Genomic DNA, 16,914 nt, shown 5'->3' on the forward strand with positions numbered 1-16,914 from the left:
GGCCAAGGCGACCGGCGTCAGCGCACGGCGAGCACGATCTTGCCCTTGACGCGGCCGGTCGCACTGAGCTCATGTGCCTTGCCGGCCCCCTCCAGGGGAAGTGCCTGGTCGACGACGACCTTCAGCCCGCCGCGTGCCACCAGCTCGCCGATCTCCTGGAGGTCGGAGCCGGAAGGGGTGAAGCCGAACTCCGCGTAACGCAGGCCGAGTTCGGCGGCTCGTTCCCTCATCGCAGTGCGATCCGGCCCGGTGCCTCTGATGTCGAGCAGCACCCCTTGTGGGGTGAGGGTGGCCAGCGAGCGGGGACCGTATGCGCCGCTGATGGGGTCCAGCACCACATCGATGTCGCGCGCCACCTCCTCGAAGTCGACGGTGGTGTAGTCGATGAGCTCGTCGGCGCCCAGCCCGCGCAGGAAGTCGTGCTTGTCCTGCCGGGCGGTGCCGATGACATGGGCGCCCCTGGACTTGGCGATCTGTACCGCGAGATGTCCGATGCCGCCGGCCGCCGCGTGGATGAGCACCCGCTGACCGGCCTGGACGCCGGCGATCTTGACGAGCGGCTGCCAGGCGGCGAGCGCTGCGGTCGGGAGCGCCGCGGCGTGCAGATGGTCCAGGCCCGGTGGGACGAAGGCCAGAAACTCCTCCGGTACGGCCACGTACTCGGAATAGGTGCCGCGCGGTGGCAGCACGGCTGCGAACACCGCGTCGCCCGGCCGGAATCGCGTCACCTGGCCGCCCACCGCTTCCACCACGCCGGACAGGTCCAGTCCCAGGACGAACGGCGGCTCGCCCGGCCTGCCCAGCAGGCCCGAACGCCGCTTCCAGTCGGCCGGGTTGACCCCGGCGGCATGCACCCGCACCAGCACCTCGCCGGGCCCGGGTACCGGCCGCTCGGTCTCGATGACCTCCAGTACCTCCGGGCCGCCGAACACCCGCTGGCTGACCGCCCGCATGCCGCCGCTCATCTCTCCGCCTTCCCCACACCCGCTCCGCCGTGGCCGGTCGGCCACTTCTCCATCCTGGAAGAAGGCGGTACCCGTTGTGAAGTAGGCACCTGTTTGATATCTAGGTACCTCATGGATACCACTGCCCGATCCCGAACCGACCGAACCGATCAAGCTGATCAAGGTGATCAAGCCGGCCGGGCCGACTGGAAGCTCACCTATCGCCGTGACTGCCCCTCGCGCACCGTCGTCGAAGTGCTCGCCAGCAAGTGGGCGTTGTACGTCCTGGCCGCCCTGCGGCGCTACGACCGGCCGATGCGGTTCAGCGAACTGCGGCGGGTCCTCGACGGCATCACGCAGAAGATGCTGACCCAGACCCTGCGGGCCCTCGAACGCGACGGCCTGGTCAGCCGTACCGTCTATCCGACCGTACCGCCGCGCGTGGACTACGAGTTGACCGCGCTCGGTGTCGAGGCCGGGCAGCTCACCGCCGCCATCGCTGACTGGTCCGTGGCGCACGCCCGGGAAATCCTCACGGCTCGCGGACGGTTCGACGAACGCGACGCCGCGCCGCCGGCACCGGTGCGGTAAGCACCCCCGGAAGATCCCTAACGCCCCGCCCTGCGCTTGTTCCAGACGTCGAAGCCGACCGCGGCGAGCAGCACCAGGCCCTTGATGACCTGCTGGTAGTCGGTGCCGATGCCGACCAGCGACATGCCGTTGTTGAGGACACCGAGGACCAGGCCGCCGATGACCGCACCCATGACCGTACCGACGCCGCCACTCATGGAGGCGCCGCCGATGAACGAGGCGGCGATGGCTTCGAGTTCGAAGTTCAGGCCGGCCTGCGGGGTACCCGCGTTCAGCCGGGCCGCGTAGACACATCCGGCGAGCGCCGCCAGTACGCCCATGGTGACGAAGACGGCGAAGGTGATGCGCTTGTCCTTGACGCCGGACAGCTGCGCGGCCGCCTTGTTGCCGCCGAGGGCGTACACATGCCGTCCGACGACCGCGTTGCGCATCACATGACCGAGGATGAGCAGCAGGCCGCCCATCAGGAGCATCACCACCGGCACGCCGTGGAAGCTGGCCAGCGTCAGGGTGAAGGCCACGACGGCGGCGGTGAGCGCGGTGCACCTGGCCACCCACAGACCCGTCGGCAACACGTCCAGTGCCAGGGCGAGTTGGCGGGTGCGCTGCCGCCATTCCCGTAGCAGGAGGAGCACGACGGCGCAGAGGCCCAGCGCGAGGGTGGGGTTGTGGTACTGCGTGTACGGGCCCACTTCCGGGAGGAATCCCTTGGCGAGGTCCTGGAAGCCGTCCGGGAACGGCGCCAGGGACTGGCCCTCCAGCACGATCTGCGTCGCGCCGCGGAACAGCAGCATGCCGGCCAGCGTCACGATGAACGACGGGATCCCGAGGTACGCGATGAAGAAGCCCTGCCAGGCCCCCGCGACCGCCCCGATCAGCAGCGAGAGGAGCAGGGCGGGTACCCAGGGCAGGTCGTGCTTGACCATCAGCACCGCCGCCATCGCGCCGACGAAGGCGACCAGCGAACCGACGGACAGATCGATATGGCCCGCGATGATCACGATCATCATGCCCATGGCCAGGATGAGGATGTAGCTGTTCTGCTGGATCAGGTTGGAGACGTTGTTCGGCAGCAGCAGCGTGCCGTCGGTCCAGATCTGGAACAGCACGACGAGGAAGACCAGGGCGATGAGCATGCCGTACTGGCGCATGTTGGCCCGGGCGCGGTGGAACAGCAGGGTCAAGGCCGGCGGTGACGCGGGCGGGTCCTCGGGGGGAGTGGTCGTGGTGGTGGTCATGGCGGGGCCTCAGCTCCCGTTCCTGGTCGTACGGCGCAGGGTCATATGGCGCATCAGGACTTCCTGGGTGGCCTCGGTGCGGGAGACCTCACCGGTCAGCCGGCCCTCGGCCATGGTGTAGATCCGGTCGCACATCCCGAGCAGTTCGGGCAGCTCGGAGGAGAGGAAGAGGACCGCCTTGCCGCGGGCCGCGAGTTCGCCGATCACGGTGTAGATCTCGTACTTCGCGCCCACGTCGATGCCGCGCGTCGGCTCGTCGAGGATCAGCACCTGCGGGTCGGCGTGGATCCACCTGCTCAGCACGACCTTCTGCTGGTTGCCGCCGGACAGCCGGCCCACCTGCTCGGCGACCGTGGGGGTCTTGATGTGGAGGGCCGTGCGGTAGTGCTCGGCGACCCGGCGTTCGTGGTGTTCGTCCACGAAGCCGCGCATGCCGTGCCGCCGGCCGGCGTCGTGGCGCCGCATGCGGGGCAGCGAGGCCAGGGAGACGTTGCGCTGCAGGGTGTCGAGGAGGTTCAGGCCGTAGCGCTTGCGGTCCTCGGTGACGTAGGCGAGGCCCGCGGCGATGGCCGCCGGTACCGTTCTGGTGTCGACCTCGCGGCCGCCGACGGCCACCGTGCCGGCGACGTACTGCCCGTAGGAGCGCCCGAAGACGGACATCGCGAGTTCGGTGCGGCCCGCGCCCATCAGCCCGGCGAGGCCGACGATCTCGCCGCGGCGCACGGTGAGCGACACCTGGTCGACGACCGTGCGCCGATGGTCGACCGGATGGCGTACGGTCCAGCCGCCGACGGCGAGGGCCACCTGGTCGGCGTCCTCGCCCCGGTAGGGAGCGCGGTCAGGGAAGCGGTGGTCGAGATCGCGGCCGACCATGCCCCGGATGAGGCGTTCCTCGGACAATTCCGGTGCAGTAGAGGTGGCTTGACGCACCGTCAGCGTCTCGATCGTCCGGCCGTCGCGCAGGATGGTCACCGAGTCGGCGATCGCCCGGATCTCGTTGAGCTTGTGGGAGATGACGATGCCGGACACGCCATGGGCGCGCAGCTGGAGGATCAGTTCGAGCAGATGAGCGCTGTCCTGGTCGTTGAGCGCCGCCGTGGGCTCGTCCAGGATGAGCAGCTTCACCTCCTTCGCCAGGGCCTTGGCGATCTCCACCAGCTGCTGCTGTCCCACGCCCAGCTCCGCGACCGGTGTCTGCGGCTTCTCGCGCAGCCCGACCCGCTCCAGCAGCCGGCTCGCCTCGCGGTAGGTGGCGTTCCAGTCGATGGTGCCGCGGGCCGATCGTTGCTCGTTGCCCAGGAAGATGTTCTCGGCGATCGACAGCTGCGGCACCAGCGCCAGCTCCTGGTGGATGATGACGATGCCGCGCTGTTCACTGGCCCGGATGTCCTTGAAGGCCACCGGCTCGCCCTCGAAGCGGATCTCGCCCCCGTAACTGCCGTGCGGATACACGCCGCTGAGGACCTTCATCAAGGTGGACTTCCCGGCGCCGTTCTCCCCGCAGACGGCGTGGATCTCGCCGGCCCGTACGGTCAGATGCACATCACAGAGCGCGGTGACACCAGGGAAGGTCTTCGTGATGGCGCGCATCTCCAGGACGGGCCGCGGTCGCCCGGCCGTCGGCAGCGGCTCACCGACGGGCCGGGTCACCGCAGCTGTCCCGCGGTGAAGTACCCCTCGCGCACAAGGATGTCGGTGTTCCCCTTGTCGATGCTCACCGGCTTCAGCAGATACGCCGGCACGGTCTTCTTCCCGTTGTCGTAGTCGGTCGTGTTGTTGACCTCGGGTTTTCGGCCGTGGAGCAGGGCATCGCCCATCTGCACGGCACTTGCGGCGAGTTTGCGGGTGTCCTTGAAGACCGTCTGTGTCTGCTCACCCCGGATGATGGACTTCACCGAGGCCAGTTCCGCGTCCTGCCCGGTGACGACCGGCAGGTCCGCGCCCCGGTAACCGGCGCTCTTGAGGGCGGAGATGATGCCCAGCGACATGCCGTCGTACGGGGACAGCACCGCGTCGACCCTTTCCTCGCCGTAGTTCTTGCTGATCAGGTCGTCCATCCGCTTCTGTGCGGTCCCGCCGTCCCAGCGCAGCGTGGTGGCCTGGTTCATTCTCGTCTGCCTGCTGCCGACCACCAGTTGCCCGCTGCGCAGGTACGGCGTGAGGACATCGAGGGCGCCGTGCCAGAAGTAGCGGGTGTTGTTGTCGTCGGGCGAGCCCGCGAACAGCTCGATGTGGTAGCTCTTGCCCGCGTCGCTGCGGGGCCGGCCCAATCTCAGCTTGTCGACGAGGTACTGCCCCTGGAGGCGGCCGACGCGTTCGTTGTCGAAGGACGCGTAGTAGTCGACGTTCTTCGTGCCCATGATCAGCCGGTCGTAGGCGATCACGGGGACGCCCGCGTCGTGCGCGCGCTGCAGTACGTCGGTGAGCGCGGAACCGTCGATGGCGGCGACCACCAGCAGCCGGTGCCCCTCGGCGATCATGTTCTCCAGCTGGGCGACCTGGTTCTCGACCTTGTCGTCGCCGTACTGCAGGTCCGCCTGGTACCCGGCCTTGCGGAACTGCTCCGCCATGTTCCGGCCGTCGGCTATCCAGCGCTCCGACGCCTTGGTGGGCATGGCGATGCCGATGGTGCCGCCCGCGCCGCGGTCGGGCCGGTAGCGGCTGCCGCCCCTGGCCTCCTGGCCGCAGGCGGTCAGCGAGACGGCGAGCAGGGCGGCGCTCGCGGTGACGAGGAGGGTACGGGAGCGCATGGGATCAGTCCCTTTCCGGTACGGGGAAGCGGTGCAGCCGGCCCGGGAGGCGGGCGCCCAGCGGTGACATCCCGCCGTCCGCGCCGTGCCGGGCCAGCAGGTCCAGGACCAGGCGTCCGCGCCGGACCCGTTCCCGGGCGGTGGCGAGGGCGTGCTCGCGCAGTTGCGCGCCGTAGGGATAGATGCCGGACGCGTTGCTCAGGCCGAACTTGAGGTACAAGGGCGCGCCGCGCCGGATCAGCTCGGCCGTCTCGTACATCCGCACATAGCCACCGAGGTCGTCGGGCGCCTCGACGTACAGGTCCATCGGGGCACCGCTGACCCGCCGGATCTCGGTGAGGTGCTCCGCGGTCAGGTCGGAGGGCACGTTGAGGGAGTCGGCGCCGAGCCGCTCGTACACGGCGAACGAGGCGGGATTGACCGGCCCGGAGAGGGCGGACACCTTGAAGGTGGTGTCGGCGGGCAGGTACCGGGCCGCCCGCAGCCGGTGCAGCGTCCACAGCACGCCCTCGTCCGCCACCAGCAGACAGCGCACCCCCAACTCCGCGGCCCGCAGGGCGTCTTCGACACATCCCGCGAGGCCATCATGGCCGCGGGCGCGCAGGCCCGCGCCGCCGGAGCAGGTGCGGGTGGAGCCGCCGATGTCCCAGGTGCCGCGCGGACCGGTGAACAGGCACAGCTCGATGTCGCGCGCGGCGCACGCCCCGGCCATCTCGGTGATCTCACCGTCGGTGAGCATCCACACGCCGCTGCCCTGACTGATCCGGTGGACCGGCACATCGAGCCGGGCGCTCTCCTCCAGCACGACGGACAGCGCCTCCGGGCCCTCCACCGACGGGATCTCGGTACGCCAGACGCCGCCGTCGGGAAAGGTGTGCGGTGAGGCGTCCGCGGGGTCGGCCGGGGGAGTGGGATGGCCGATGCGGGCGAGGGCACCGGCGCCGGGGCGACGGGGTTCTGACTCTGATGGGGCGGTCACGAGGCTCCCATGGTCGAATGTTCGGTATCTCGGACGGCGTTCGGAGTGGTGGGTGTGCGGATGCCTTGTGCAGCTCGGGGGGTACGAAGGCACGTGGGGTGCGGTGGTACGGGGCGGGCGCGGCTCCCGTACCACCGCACGTCTCAGGAGGGCGGCAGCACCTCAAGCACGGCAGTGATCAGGGACACAGCAGCACTTTCCCCGTCCCCGGGTCGCCGTCGCCGACCAGCGCGATGGCCTCGGCGAACCCCTCCAGGGGAAACTCATGGGTGATCAGCGGTGCCGGGTCGAGCAGTCCGCGGCCGAAGGCGCGCACCGCGTACGACCAGGCCGACGACGGCGCCCCGAAGATGCTGCGGATCTCCAGCTGGCTCAGGGACAGGTGCACCGGGTCGATCCCGGCCGCGCCCGGCGGGAACATCCCGGTGAGCACCACCCGGCCGCCCCGGCGGGCCAGCAGGCAGGACGAGGCCGCGGTCGAGCGCGCTCCCGCGGTCTCCACGACCAGGTCGAAGCAGCCGTTGCGCTTCGCCGCCTGCTCGGGCGTGCACACCGCGCTCGCGTCGAACCGCAGCGCCTGGGCGCGGCGCCCGGACCGCGGATCGACCACCACGAGTTCGGTGGGTTCCGCCGCGGCCAGAAGCTGCACCGCGAGCAGCCCGAGCGTGCCCGCACCGACCACCGCGATCCGCTCACCGGGCCGCGGCCGCCCGGCCCGCACCGCCGCGGCGACCACCGCGGCCGGTTCCAGCAGCGCGGCGGCCCGCAGATCGGCGTCGTCGGGCAGCGGATGCAACAGCGCTGCGGGCACGGTGAGATGGTCCGCGAAGCCGCCCGGCTCGGTGAACCCGGTCTCGGCGTACCCGCTGGTGCACAGGCTGGTCTCGCCGGCCCGGCAGCGCTCACATTCCCGGCACGCCCGGAACCCCTCGGCCACCGTCTTGCGCCCCACCAGCGCCGGATCGACCCCCGCGCCGACCGCCGCCACCGTGCCCGACCACTCATGACCGGGTACGACGGGGTAGTGGACGTACCCGGCGTCGCGCCGGCCGTCATAGACCTCGCGGTCGCTCAGGCAGATCCCGGCGGCGGCGACCCGCACCAGCACCTCACCCTTCCCCGGCTCGGGCACCGCGCCGCGCACCAGCCGATGGTGCCGGGGCCGCTCGACGACGATCGACCGGCTGACCTCCGCTCCGCGGACCCGCCCCACCGCATCCCCGTTCGCCGCCCGGCCGTCCAGGCGGCCGCCCGCTCGGCTCATCGCGGCCGCCTCTGCTCCCAGCCCTCGGCCCAGAGGTCGAAGCGCGCCTGCTGCTGCGGGAATGCGGCCGCGGCGTCCGGATCGAACTCGACGCCGAGCCCCGGCGCGTGCGATACCGCGAAACAACCGGTCTCCGGATCCACGGACGGCGCGCCCCGCACCACCTTCGTGATGTCCGCGTCCGCGAAGTCGTTGAAGTGCTCCAGGACCTTGAAATTCGGTGTACAGGACGCGAGTTGGAGCGAGGCCGCGGTCAGTACCGCACCGCCGACGTTGTGCGGGGCCACCAGCACGTAATGCGTCTCGGCGGTCGCGGCGAGCTTGCGGGCTTCGAGAATGCCGCCGATGTGCCCGAGGTCCGGCTGGATGATGTCGGCCGCCTGCGCCTCGAACAGCTCCCGGAACTCGATCCGGTCGTGGATGCGTTCACCGGTGGCCACCGGCAGCTCCACCTTGTCCGCGACCTTCTTCAGGGCCTTGAGGTTCTCCGGCGGCACCGGCTCCTCCAGCCAGGCGGGCCGGAAGGGCGCCAGTTCGCGGGCGAGCCGGACCGCCGTGGCCGGGCTGAACCGGCCGTGCATCTCCAGCATCAGCTCGGTGTCCGGGCCGATGGCGTCCCGTACCGCCTCGATCAACGACACGGAGTACAAGGTCTGTTGGTGGTCCAGCTCGAAGTGGCCGGTCCCGAACGGGTCGATCTTCAGGGCCCGGTAGCCGCGCGCCACCACTTCCTGTGCCGCCTTGTGGTACGCCTCGGGGGTGCGCTCGGTGGTGTACCAGCCGTTGGCGTACGCCATCACGCGATCGGTGACCCGGCCGCCGAGGAGCTGCCACACCGGAACCCCGAGTGCCTTGCCCTTGATGTCCCAACAGGCCATCTCCACACAGGCGATCCCGGACATCACGATCTCGCCGGCCCGCCCGTAATCCCCGTACTTCATGCGCCGGACCAGATCCTCGACCGCGAACGGATCCGATCCGCGGATGTGGTTCGCCTCCGCCTCGCGCAGATAGCCGAGCAGGGCATCGGTACGGCCGAGCATCCTGGTCTCGCCGACCCCCGTCAGCCCCTCGTCGGTATGGACGAGTACGTAGGTGAGATTGCGCCAGGGGGTTCCGACGACGTGTGTGCTGATTCCCGTGATGCGCACGGCAATTGCCCTCCATGTCGTTCGAAATTTCGTCACTCGTTCGAAATGGTGGCGTGACCGTAGTCAGCTCCCGACAGGGGTGTCAATGGGTTGCGCAGCGGCCGGTCCGTCCCCACCATTGCCCGGCGAACCCCGCTGTGCATAGCCTGCGTTCGGCATACCGGTCAGCGACCGGCTCCTCGAACGAAACGGGTGGTGAGGCACATGGGACGGCTGGTCCCCGCGGTGACCAGGGCGCTCGACATCCTTGAGCTGTTCCTCGAAGGCGACGGAACGCTCTCCGCGCCCGACATCACCCGCAAGCTGCGGCTGCCGCGCACCACCGTGCACGAGCTGGTCACCACCCTCGCCGCCCGCTCGTACCTGGTACCCGCTCCCGGCCGGCCCGGCCACTACCGTCTCGGCGTCCGCACCTACCAGCTCGGCAGCCGCTACGCGGAACAGCTCGACCTCGCCGCCGAAGGCCAGCAGGTGGCCCGCGAGGTGGCCGAGACCTGCGACGAGACCGTGCACGTCGCGATCCTGGAGGACCTCGACGTCATCTACATCGCCAAGGTCGACTCCATCCACGCCGTGCGCATGGTCTCGGCCGCCGGCCGCCGGCTCCCCGCCCATTGCACCGCGGTCGGCAAGATGCTGCTCGCCGCCCTGCCCGCCGACGAACTGGCGCTCCGCATCGAGGAGGCCGGCGAGCTCGACGCGATGACACACCACAGCATCACCGACCCCGAGGCACTCCGCGCCGCGCTCGCCGTCGTCCGCGAGCGCGGCATCGCCATCGAGCACCGCGAGTCCAACCCGGACGTGAACTGCGTGGCCGCACCCGTACGGGACGGCACGGGCCGGGTCGTCGCCGCCCTGTCCGTCTCCGTACCCGTGATCCGCTGGAGCGAGGAACGCGAGGTCGAGCTCGCAGAACTGGCCGCCAAGGGCGCGAGCGACCTGTCCGTACGCCTGGGCCACCGCGGTGGCCACCGATGAGGGCCGAGGTCGCGGTCCGCGCTTCGGCCACGCTCGGTGAGGGCCCCACCTGGGACCCGGCGACGGACCGCCTGATCTGGGTGGACATCCTCGGCTCCCGCATCCACACCTACCATCCGGCCACCGGACGGCGCACCGTGATGGCCACCGGACAGCACGTCGGCGCGGCCAAACCGCGCGCGACCGGTGGCCTGGTGGTCAACCTGCGGGACGGCATCGCCCGCTACGACGCCGACGGGGGGTTCTCCTGGCTCCTACGCGACCCCGTCCCCGGCCGCCGTGGCAACGACGCCGCCGTCGCCCCCGACGGTTCGCTGTGGGCGGGCACCATGCGCTACGACGAGGCCGCGGGCGGCGGCACGCTCACCCGTATCGCCCCCGACGGTGAGACCCAGGTGATCTTCCGGTCCGTCACCGTCAGCAACGGCCTCGCCTGGAGCCCGGACGGCACTCGCCTCTACTACATCGACTCCCCGACCCGCCGCATCGACGTCTGCCGGATGAACGGTCAACTCCCGTCAGACCGCCGCCCGTTGGTGGCCATCGAGCCCGACGCCGGCTACCCCGACGGCCTGACCGTCGACGCCGACGGCTGCCTCTGGGTCGCCCTCTGGGACGGCGGCCAGATCCGCCGCTACACCCCCCACGGCCACCTGGACCGCACCCTCCCGCTCCCCGTCCACCGCCCCACCGCCTGCAGCTTCGGCGGCCCGTCGCTACGCGACCTGTTCATCACCACGGCCGGATCCGGCTCCGCCCACCCCCACCCCCTCGCGGGCTCCCTCCTGGTGATTCCGGAAGCGGGGCAGGGCATGTCGGGCGTGGCGTTCGGAGGCTGACCGGCCGCCGGGAGGCCCTTTCGGGTGAGGCGTCGCGACCCCGCCCACCGGGCGCGCCGATGCCTGATAGCTCACGTAGTCAGTCGTGAATACCAACCAGCCGCACCGGATCAGCGCACGGGTCTGGACCACCAATGGCTGGAGCGCCAACGCCAAGGTCGAAGACGTCGCCGCCTTCCGGACCTACCGGGACCAGGTCTACCCGCAGCGCCACTTTCCGCCGGGCACCCGGCTGTGCGCGGAAGGCATCCGCGGGGGCGAGAGCGTGGGCCTGCCCTGCGTGACGCTGGTCGACTGAGCCCCGGCGCGAAGCCCCGGCCGGCCGCGCCGGGGCTTCGCACGGAAGGTCAGCGGCTCCGCAGGACGAACACACCCCACCCGAGATGTTCGCGCTGGTACCTGGCGTACGGGCGGGGAGGCGGCGAGTTCCGCGCGCAGCTCGTCGGCGAACTCGTCGTCGGGATTCGCGTCGAGCCGGCGGCGGATGTTGAGCCACTGCGCCGCGACGTAACGGTCCCAGCTGGTGCCCAGGTGCACAGCAACTCGCCCTTGCCGCACGCCGGATGGGCCCGTGCGGCCGCCCTGTCTCAGAGGCCGGGCGGAGTACCCGTTCCGGGTACCACGGCACCGCGGCCCGCCCGGACCGCCCGGAGTACGGCCCGGTGGAGCGCGCGGAGGCCGCCCGGCGGGAGCGGGACCGGGCTGCCTTCGAGGTCGTAGCACTCCTCCGCGCCGGTGTACCGGACGGTGACGCGCGCCGTACCGTCGCCCCGGTCGGCGGTGGTGACGGTCAGGTCGCCGGTGATGACGCCGACCTGGACCGTCATCGCTCCGCCGGGGCCGGCGGTGATCTCATCGGTGAGCGCGTCACCGTCGTGGGTGGTCATTGCCTGGGGATCACTCTTCGCAGGTGTCCAGCATCTCGTTGAGCTTGTCCTTCTCCGGCTCGGTGACGTTCAGTTGGTAGAGGTGCTTGATGTCGGTCCAGGCGCGGGCGTAGACGCACCGGTAGGCGATTCGCGGCGGAGACCACTGGTCCGGGGACTGGTCGCCCTTCTGCCGGTTGGAGGAGGCCGAGACCGCGATGAGCTGGGCGTGGACGAGGTCGTTGGCGAAGGTACGGCGCTTCGGGGTGGCCCATTCATCGGCGCCGGAACGCCAGGCGTTGGCCAGCGGCACGATGTGGTCGATGTCGAGCTGCCCCGACGCGGAGAAGACCTTGCTGTCGTATTCGCTGAACCACGTCCCCGAAATGGCCCGGCACTTCTCGTCCTGCTGGACGTCGATGCCGTCCCGGGAGAGGACGACTTCGCGGGTGTCGCATTCGCCGTACTGTTTGATCCAGTGCGGGAATTTCGCGCGGCTGTAACCCTCCATCGAATGGGGTGTGTCGACGTTCAGATCGGCGAGTTCTTCGCGTGCCACGTCGGCGGGCGGGGGCTCCGGCAATTCCCGCGGAGAGGTGGGGAATGCGGTGTCGGCGGGGTGGATGACGGCGCTGGGACGGGCAGGTGAATGAGGGGCGGCAGCGGCTGTTGCGCTGGCCGGTACCGCCGGGACGACTGTGGTTGCGATGAGGGCGGTGGTCATGGCGACTCGGCGCCACCAGGCGTGGGTCATCACCCGGAAAGCATCGCCCGGGGAAACGATTTGCCATGCCGCAATTCACTCGTTGGTGGGGAATTCGGAAAATTGGCCCTCATGTCGAATTCGGGGCGAGGGCGCTTTCCTGCCGGGAGGGCAGCCGCCTGCTCCCGATTTCACCACGGAACCCATACGCTGCCCGGAGCGAGCGCTACGGGATTCCTACTCTCCTGGAGGCCACACCCCATGACCGAGCTCCCCGAAAGCGGCCTGCCGCTGGCCGGCATCACCGTCGTCAGCGTCGAGCAGGCGGTGGCGGCCCCCTACGCCACCCGCCAGCTGGCCGATCTCGGCGCGCGCGTCATCAAGGTGGAACGCCCGGGCGGGGGCGACTTCGCCCGCCGCTACGACACCACGGTGCACGGCGAGTCCAGCTACTTCGTGTGGCTCAACCGGTCGAAGGAGTCCGTGACGCTCGACCTGAAGTCGGACCGGGGCCGGCAGGTCCTGGAACAACTCCTGGGCGGTGCCGATGTGTTCGTGCAGAATCTGGCCCCCGGCGCGGCTGCCCGGATGGGCCTGGGGGCGGATGCCCTCGCCGAGCGCTTCCCGTCCCTCATCCGCTGCTCCGTCTCCGGCTACGGCACCAGCGGGCCGTGGGCCGGCCGCAAGGCGTACGACCTGCTGGTGCAGTGCCAGACGGGGCTGGTCTCCCTGACGGGCACCGCCGAGGAAACCGCGCGGGCCGGGATCTCGATCGCCGATATCGCCGCCGGCATGTATGCGTACTCGGGCATCCTCACCGCACTCTTCACCCGCGCCACCACCGGCGTCGCCCGCGCCGTGGAGGTCTCCCTGTTCGAGGCACTGGCCGAGTGGATGGGTCAGCCCGCGTACTACACGCGTCACGGCGGCACCCAGCCCCCGCGCATCGGTACCCAGCACGCCACCATCGCCCCGTACGGTGCCTACACCGCGGCGGACGGCAAGGACGTGCTCTTCTCGATCCAGAACGAGCGGGAATGGGCCGCCCTGTGCGAGCAGTTCCTGCGTCGGCCCGGACTCGTCGACGATCCGCGCTTCGCCACCGGCTCCGACCGCGTGGCCCACCGCGACGAGCTGAACGCGATCGTGGCCGAGCGGTTCGGCGAGCTGGACAGCGGCGAGGTGATGAAGCTGCTGGACGAGGCGGACATCGCCAACGCCGGCGTCAACGACGTCCAGGAATTCCTGGACCACCCCGTGCTCAGCGCCCGGAACCGCTGGCGCGACGTACGCATCCCCGGGGGAGCCGTGGTGCCCGCGCTGCTGCCCCCTGCGGACCTCACCGGCACCGCCCCGCGCATGGACGCCGTACCAGCCGCCGGCGAGCACACCGAGCGCGTCCTGACGGAACTGGGGTACAGCACGGCCGACATCGCCACCCTGCGGACCGACGGCGTCGTCTGACCCATGCCTCCCCCCGGACCTCCGCCTCCACGATCCCGTGCGATCAACGCAGCGATCTCTGCCCGCCCCGCCCGCCTCCCCGCCCTTCAGCAAGGAGCGTCACAGCGTGAGCACCCTCGACGTCCTGTCCGAGGACGAGCAGCTCGTCGTCCGTACGGTGCGCGACTTCGTCGACAAGGAGGTGCGGCCCGTCGTCCGGGAACTGGAGCACGCCGACACCTACCCGGAGACGCTGATCGCGCAGATGAAACGGCTCGGCATCTTCGGCCTCGCCATCCCCGCGGAATACGGCGGCACCCCGGTCTCCGCCCCCTGTTTCGTCCTGATCACCGAGGAACTCGCCCGCGGCTGGATGAGCCTGGCCGGTGCGATGGGCGGCCACACCGTCGTCGCCAAGCTGCTGCTCCACTACGGTACGGAGGAGCAGAAACGCCGCTATCTGCCGACGATGGCCACCGGCGAGACCCGGGCGACCATCGCCCTCACAGAGCCGAGCGGCGGCTCCGACCTCCAGGCCCTGCGTACCGTCGCCCGCAAGGACGCGGACGGCGGATACCTCATCAACGGGTCGAAGACCTGGATCACCAACTCCCGGCGGTCCGCGCTGATCGCCCTGCTGTGCAAGACCGACCCGGAGGCGGAGCCCGCGCACCGGGGCATCTCGATCCTGCTCGTCGAGCACGGGCCCGGCCTGACGGTCTCACGCGACCTGCCCAAACTCGGCTACAAGGGCGTCGAAAGCTGCGAGCTCTCCTTCGCCGACCACCGGGCGCCGGCCGATGCCGTACTCGGCGGGACCGAGGGTGAGGGCTTCGCGCAGATGATGAAGGGCCTGGAGACCGGACGCCTCCAGGTCGCGGCCCGCGCACTCGGGGTCGGCCGGGCGGCGCTGGAGGACGCCCTCGCCTACGCCCAGGAGCGCGAGTCCTTCGGGAAGCCGATCTGGCAGCACCAGTCGATCGGCAACTACCTCGCGGACATGGCCACGTCGCTCACCGCCGCCCGCCAGCTGACCCTGTACGCCGCCCGGGAGGCCGAGGCGGGCCGCCGGGTGGACATGGAGGCCGGCATGGCGAAGCTCTTCGCCTCCGAGACGGCCCTGCAGATCGCCCTCAACGCCGTCCGCATCCACGGCGGTTACGGCTACTCCACCGAATTCGACGTCGAGCGCTACTTCCGCGACGCGCCCCTGATGATCGTCGGCGAGGGCACCAACGAGATCCAGCGCAATGTGATCGTGAGCCAGCTGGTCAGACGCGGCGGCCTCGACAGGTGAAGGCCGAGCCGATGAAGGCCGAGCGCATGAGGGCCGGGCAGGTGAAGGCCGAGGACGCCCCGCCGAGCCATCGGCGGTGGAATCCGTCGCCGTCACACCCCGACCGTCGCCACCATCCAACCCTCGTCACCACCCGACTGTCGTCACCACCCGACCATCGTGACTATCTGGCCCTCACCCGACCATCGTCTGGGTTCCCAGAACGGCGAGGAGTTCCAGCCGTTCGGCGTCCTCGGTGCCGGGCTCGGCCGTGTAGATCATGATGCGCAGGTCGCTGCCGGCGACGCTCAGCAGGTCGCAGTCCAGCGTCATGGTGCCGACTTGCGGGTGATCGATGGTCTTGCGCGACGCCTCATGCCGGCCGACGGCTCCCGAGTCCCACAACTCGGCGAACCGGTCACTGTTCGCGCGCAGTTCCGCGATCAGCTGCCGTAGCCGCTGGTCCGCCGGATACCGGCGCACGGCCGCGCGCAGGTCGGCGACCACAGCGGTCTCCAGCGCGCGCCGGGACTGCGTGGTGTGGCGGACCCGGCCGCCCGACCCGAGGAACGCGCGCCAGGCGCCGTTGCGCTCCCGGCCCTGCCGCTCGCCCATCAGCGCCGTGTACAGCGGGTTGGCCAGCAGCAGCGTCCACGACGCGTCGGAGACCGCGACCGGCGTCCCGGTCAGCCGGTCCAGCATCCGGTGCACGCTCGGCGTGATGTACGCGGGCACCGTGCCCTGCCCCGGCGGCACCAGCCCGGCGACGTGGAACAGGTGCTCGCGCTCGGCTCCGGACAACCGCAGGGCCCGCCCCAGAGCCTCGACGACCTGTTCCGACGGGTGGGTCGCCCGGCCCTGTTCCAGACGGGTGACGTAGTCGACCGAGATCCCGGCCAGCATCGCCAGCTCCTCACGGCGCAGCCCGGCCGCGCGCCGATGGCCGCCCCCGGGCAGCCCGGCCGCCTCCGGGGAGGCACGGTCGCGCCAGCGCCGCACCGTCCGCCCGAACTCCGTACTCGCCATGCCCCCACTGTGCACCGCGCCACCCGGATCGTCCTGGTACTGACAGTCCCAGGAAGGCGGGACGCCTGGCTGCTCGCGGTCCGCCGCCGCAGCCTGGAGTCATGACGACCACACTCATCACCGGAGCGAACAAGGGCCTCGGCTTCGAGACCGCCCGCCGGCTCATCGCCGCAGGTCACACCGTCTACGTCGGTAGCCGGGACGCCACCCGCGGCCGCCGGGCCGCCGAACGGCTGGGCGCGCGGACCGTCCGGCTCGACGTCACCGACGACGCGTCCGTGGCGGCCGCGGCCCGGACCGTCGAGGCCGAGGGAGGGCTGGACGTACTGATCAACAACGCGGGCATCGAGACCCGGGACGCCGACAACCACGTGCCCGGCGCCGCGGAGATCACCGCCGACGTGATGCGGCAGACCTTCGACACCAACGTCTTCGGCACGGTGCGCGTCACCCATGCGTTCCTGCCGCTGCTGCGCCGCTCACCGGCTCCCGTCATCGTCAATGTCAGCAGCGGCCTGGCCTCCCTGACCCGCGTCAGCGACCCGGGCAGCCCGGCGTACGCCTACCCGGGCGTCGCCTACCCGGCGTCGAAAGCCGCGGTCAACATGATCACCATCCAGTTCGCGAAGGCGTTCCCCGATATGCGGATCAATGCGGTCGAGCCCGGCTTCACCAAGACCGACCTGAACGGCAACACCGGCACCCAGAGCGTGGAGCAGGGCGCCGAGATCATCGTGCGCATGGCCCAGGTGAGGCCCGACGGGCCCACCGGCGGCTACTTCGACGCGGAGGGCACGCTGCCTTGGTGAGTGAGATCCGACACGCCATCTCCCGTACTCCACCGTATACTTGACCCTCCTTCC

At 70.5% G+C, this 16,914-nt stretch carries 17 protein-coding genes and 1 pseudogene; 7 read left to right on the forward strand and 11 right to left on the reverse strand.

Annotated elements, in window-relative coordinates; genetic code table 11:
• Positions 1–17 precede the first annotated feature (17 nt).
• Positions 18–965, reverse strand: a complete 948-nt coding sequence (locus tag IG62_RS0104840) for an NADP-dependent oxidoreductase (protein WP_030797980.1) — start codon at positions 963–965, stop codon at positions 18–20.
• Positions 966–1,199: 234 nt separating this feature from the next.
• Here IG62_RS0104840 and IG62_RS0104845 point away from each other — a divergent pair, with 234 nt between their 5' ends.
• Entirely contained in the window at positions 1,200–1,535 is a 336-nt protein-coding gene (locus IG62_RS0104845) for a winged helix-turn-helix transcriptional regulator (protein ID WP_051797610.1), read from the forward strand.
• Positions 1,536–1,552: 17 nt separating this feature from the next.
• Here the strand turns inward: IG62_RS0104845 and mmsB are convergent, their stop codons facing one another.
• The 6 genes from mmsB to IG62_RS0104875 form a co-directional block, all read right to left on the reverse strand.
• Positions 1,553–2,773, reverse strand: a complete 1,221-nt coding sequence (mmsB, locus tag IG62_RS0104850; RefSeq protein ID WP_030797983.1) for a multiple monosaccharide ABC transporter permease — start codon at positions 2,771–2,773, stop codon at positions 1,553–1,555.
• Positions 2,774–2,782: 9 nt separating this feature from the next.
• Positions 2,783–4,363, reverse strand: a complete 1,581-nt coding sequence (gene mmsA, locus IG62_RS0104855) for a multiple monosaccharide ABC transporter ATP-binding protein (RefSeq protein WP_030797985.1) — start codon at positions 4,361–4,363, stop codon at positions 2,783–2,785.
• A 56-nt stretch (positions 4,364–4,419) separates the two neighbouring features.
• Positions 4,420–5,523 carry a multiple monosaccharide ABC transporter substrate-binding protein gene (gene chvE / locus IG62_RS0104860; protein WP_030797987.1) on the reverse strand — a complete coding sequence of 368 codons (1,104 nt, stop codon included), beginning with the start codon at positions 5,521–5,523 and terminating at the stop codon, positions 4,420–4,422.
• Between the two features lie 4 nt (positions 5,524–5,527).
• The gene (locus tag IG62_RS0104865) at positions 5,528–6,502 is read right to left on the reverse strand and encodes a hypothetical protein (RefSeq protein WP_030797989.1); all 975 of its coding nucleotides are present in this window, start codon (positions 6,500–6,502) and stop codon (positions 5,528–5,530) included.
• 178 nt (positions 6,503–6,680) lie between these two features.
• Positions 6,681–7,766 carry a zinc-dependent alcohol dehydrogenase gene (locus IG62_RS0104870; protein WP_078871817.1) on the reverse strand — a complete coding sequence of 362 codons (1,086 nt, stop codon included), beginning with the start codon at positions 7,764–7,766 and terminating at the stop codon, positions 6,681–6,683.
• The gene (locus IG62_RS0104875) at positions 7,763–8,917 is read right to left on the reverse strand and encodes a mandelate racemase/muconate lactonizing enzyme family protein (RefSeq protein ID WP_030797994.1); all 1,155 of its coding nucleotides are present in this window, start codon (positions 8,915–8,917) and stop codon (positions 7,763–7,765) included. The genes IG62_RS0104870 and IG62_RS0104875 overlap by 4 nt, the downstream gene beginning before the upstream one ends.
• A 204-nt stretch (positions 8,918–9,121) precedes the next feature.
• Between IG62_RS0104875 and IG62_RS0104880 the strand changes: the two genes are divergently transcribed.
• The 3 genes from IG62_RS0104880 (at position 9,122) to IG62_RS0104890 (ending at position 11,035) form a co-directional block, all read left to right on the forward strand.
• On the forward strand, positions 9,122–9,898 hold the full coding sequence (locus IG62_RS0104880; RefSeq protein ID WP_030797996.1) for an IclR family transcriptional regulator: 777 nt from the start codon (positions 9,122–9,124) through the stop codon (positions 9,896–9,898).
• Positions 9,895–10,737: an SMP-30/gluconolactonase/LRE family protein gene (locus IG62_RS0104885; protein WP_030797997.1), complete on the forward strand. Its 843-nt coding sequence runs from the start codon at positions 9,895–9,897 to the stop codon at positions 10,735–10,737. The genes IG62_RS0104880 and IG62_RS0104885 overlap by 4 nt, the downstream gene beginning before the upstream one ends.
• Positions 10,738–10,822: 85 nt before the next feature.
• Positions 10,823–11,035: a hypothetical protein gene (locus IG62_RS0104890; RefSeq protein WP_234326276.1), complete on the forward strand. Its 213-nt coding sequence runs from the start codon at positions 10,823–10,825 to the stop codon at positions 11,033–11,035.
• 49 nt (positions 11,036–11,084) lie between these two features.
• Here the strand turns inward: IG62_RS0104890 and IG62_RS48325 are convergent.
• From IG62_RS48325 to IG62_RS0104900, 3 genes and pseudogenes are all read right to left on the reverse strand, one after another.
• A pseudogene (locus IG62_RS48325) lies at positions 11,085–11,259 on the reverse strand (SAM-dependent methyltransferase); the annotation flags it as partial.
• A 65-nt stretch (positions 11,260–11,324) separates the two neighbouring features.
• Entirely contained in the window at positions 11,325–11,624 is a 300-nt protein-coding gene (locus IG62_RS0104895) for a hypothetical protein (RefSeq protein ID WP_030798002.1), read from the reverse strand.
• Positions 11,625–11,634: 10 nt separating this feature from the next.
• Positions 11,635–12,360, reverse strand: a complete 726-nt coding sequence (locus IG62_RS0104900) for a GmrSD restriction endonuclease domain-containing protein (protein ID WP_030798004.1) — start codon at positions 12,358–12,360, stop codon at positions 11,635–11,637.
• 207 nt (positions 12,361–12,567) lie between these two features.
• Between IG62_RS0104900 and IG62_RS0104905 the strand changes: the two genes are divergently transcribed.
• Both IG62_RS0104905 and IG62_RS0104910 read left to right on the forward strand, forming a co-directional pair.
• A complete protein-coding gene (locus IG62_RS0104905; protein WP_030798006.1) occupies positions 12,568–13,770 on the forward strand; it encodes a CaiB/BaiF CoA transferase family protein in 1,203 nt (400 codons plus the stop codon).
• A 106-nt stretch (positions 13,771–13,876) separates the two neighbouring features.
• Positions 13,877–15,046, forward strand: coding sequence for an acyl-CoA dehydrogenase family protein (locus IG62_RS0104910; protein ID WP_030798009.1), 1,170 nt, complete (start codon positions 13,877–13,879; stop codon positions 15,044–15,046).
• A gap of 174 nt (positions 15,047–15,220) precedes the next feature.
• On the opposite strand, the gene IG62_RS0104915 is transcribed toward IG62_RS0104910, so the two are convergent.
• Positions 15,221–16,051 (reverse strand): helix-turn-helix transcriptional regulator, encoded by an 831-nt coding sequence (locus IG62_RS0104915; RefSeq protein WP_030798011.1) that lies wholly within the window; start codon positions 16,049–16,051, stop codon positions 15,221–15,223.
• Between the two features lie 101 nt (positions 16,052–16,152).
• Between IG62_RS0104915 and IG62_RS0104920 the strand changes: the two genes are divergently transcribed.
• Positions 16,153–16,860, forward strand: a complete 708-nt coding sequence (locus tag IG62_RS0104920; protein ID WP_030798013.1) for an SDR family oxidoreductase — start codon at positions 16,153–16,155, stop codon at positions 16,858–16,860.
• The last annotated feature ends 54 nt before the right edge of the window (positions 16,861–16,914 follow it).

This window comes from Streptomyces sp. NRRL S-337 (genome assembly GCF_000720175.1).
Taxonomy (GTDB): domain Bacteria; phylum Actinomycetota; class Actinomycetes; order Streptomycetales; family Streptomycetaceae; genus Streptomyces; species Streptomyces siderophoricus.

Coding starts and splice junctions, on each gene's coding strand:
- IG62_RS0104840 (WP_030797980.1), bottom strand. CDS start 965: ATGAGCGGCGGCATGCGGGCGGTCAGCCAGCGGGTGTTCGGCGGCCCG.
- mmsB (WP_030797983.1), bottom strand. CDS start 2,773: ATGACCACCACCACGACCACTCCCCCCGAGGACCCGCCCGCGTCACCG.
- mmsA (WP_030797985.1), bottom strand. CDS start 4,363: ATGCGCGCCATCACGAAGACCTTCCCTGGTGTCACCGCGCTCTGTGAT.
- chvE (WP_030797987.1), bottom strand. CDS start 5,523: ATGCGCTCCCGTACCCTCCTCGTCACCGCGAGCGCCGCCCTGCTCGCC.
- IG62_RS0104870 (WP_078871817.1), bottom strand. CDS start 7,766: ATGAGCCGAGCGGGCGGCCGCCTGGACGGCCGGGCGGCGAACGGGGAT.
- IG62_RS0104880 (WP_030797996.1), top strand. CDS start 9,122: ATGGGACGGCTGGTCCCCGCGGTGACCAGGGCGCTCGACATCCTTGAG.
- IG62_RS0104885 (WP_030797997.1), top strand. CDS start 9,895: ATGAGGGCCGAGGTCGCGGTCCGCGCTTCGGCCACGCTCGGTGAGGGC.
- IG62_RS0104895 (WP_030798002.1), bottom strand. CDS start 11,624: ATGACCACCCACGACGGTGACGCGCTCACCGATGAGATCACCGCCGGC.
- IG62_RS0104905 (WP_030798006.1), top strand. CDS start 12,568: ATGACCGAGCTCCCCGAAAGCGGCCTGCCGCTGGCCGGCATCACCGTC.
- IG62_RS0104915 (WP_030798011.1), bottom strand. CDS start 16,051: ATGGCGAGTACGGAGTTCGGGCGGACGGTGCGGCGCTGGCGCGACCGT.
- IG62_RS0104920 (WP_030798013.1), top strand. CDS start 16,153: ATGACGACCACACTCATCACCGGAGCGAACAAGGGCCTCGGCTTCGAG.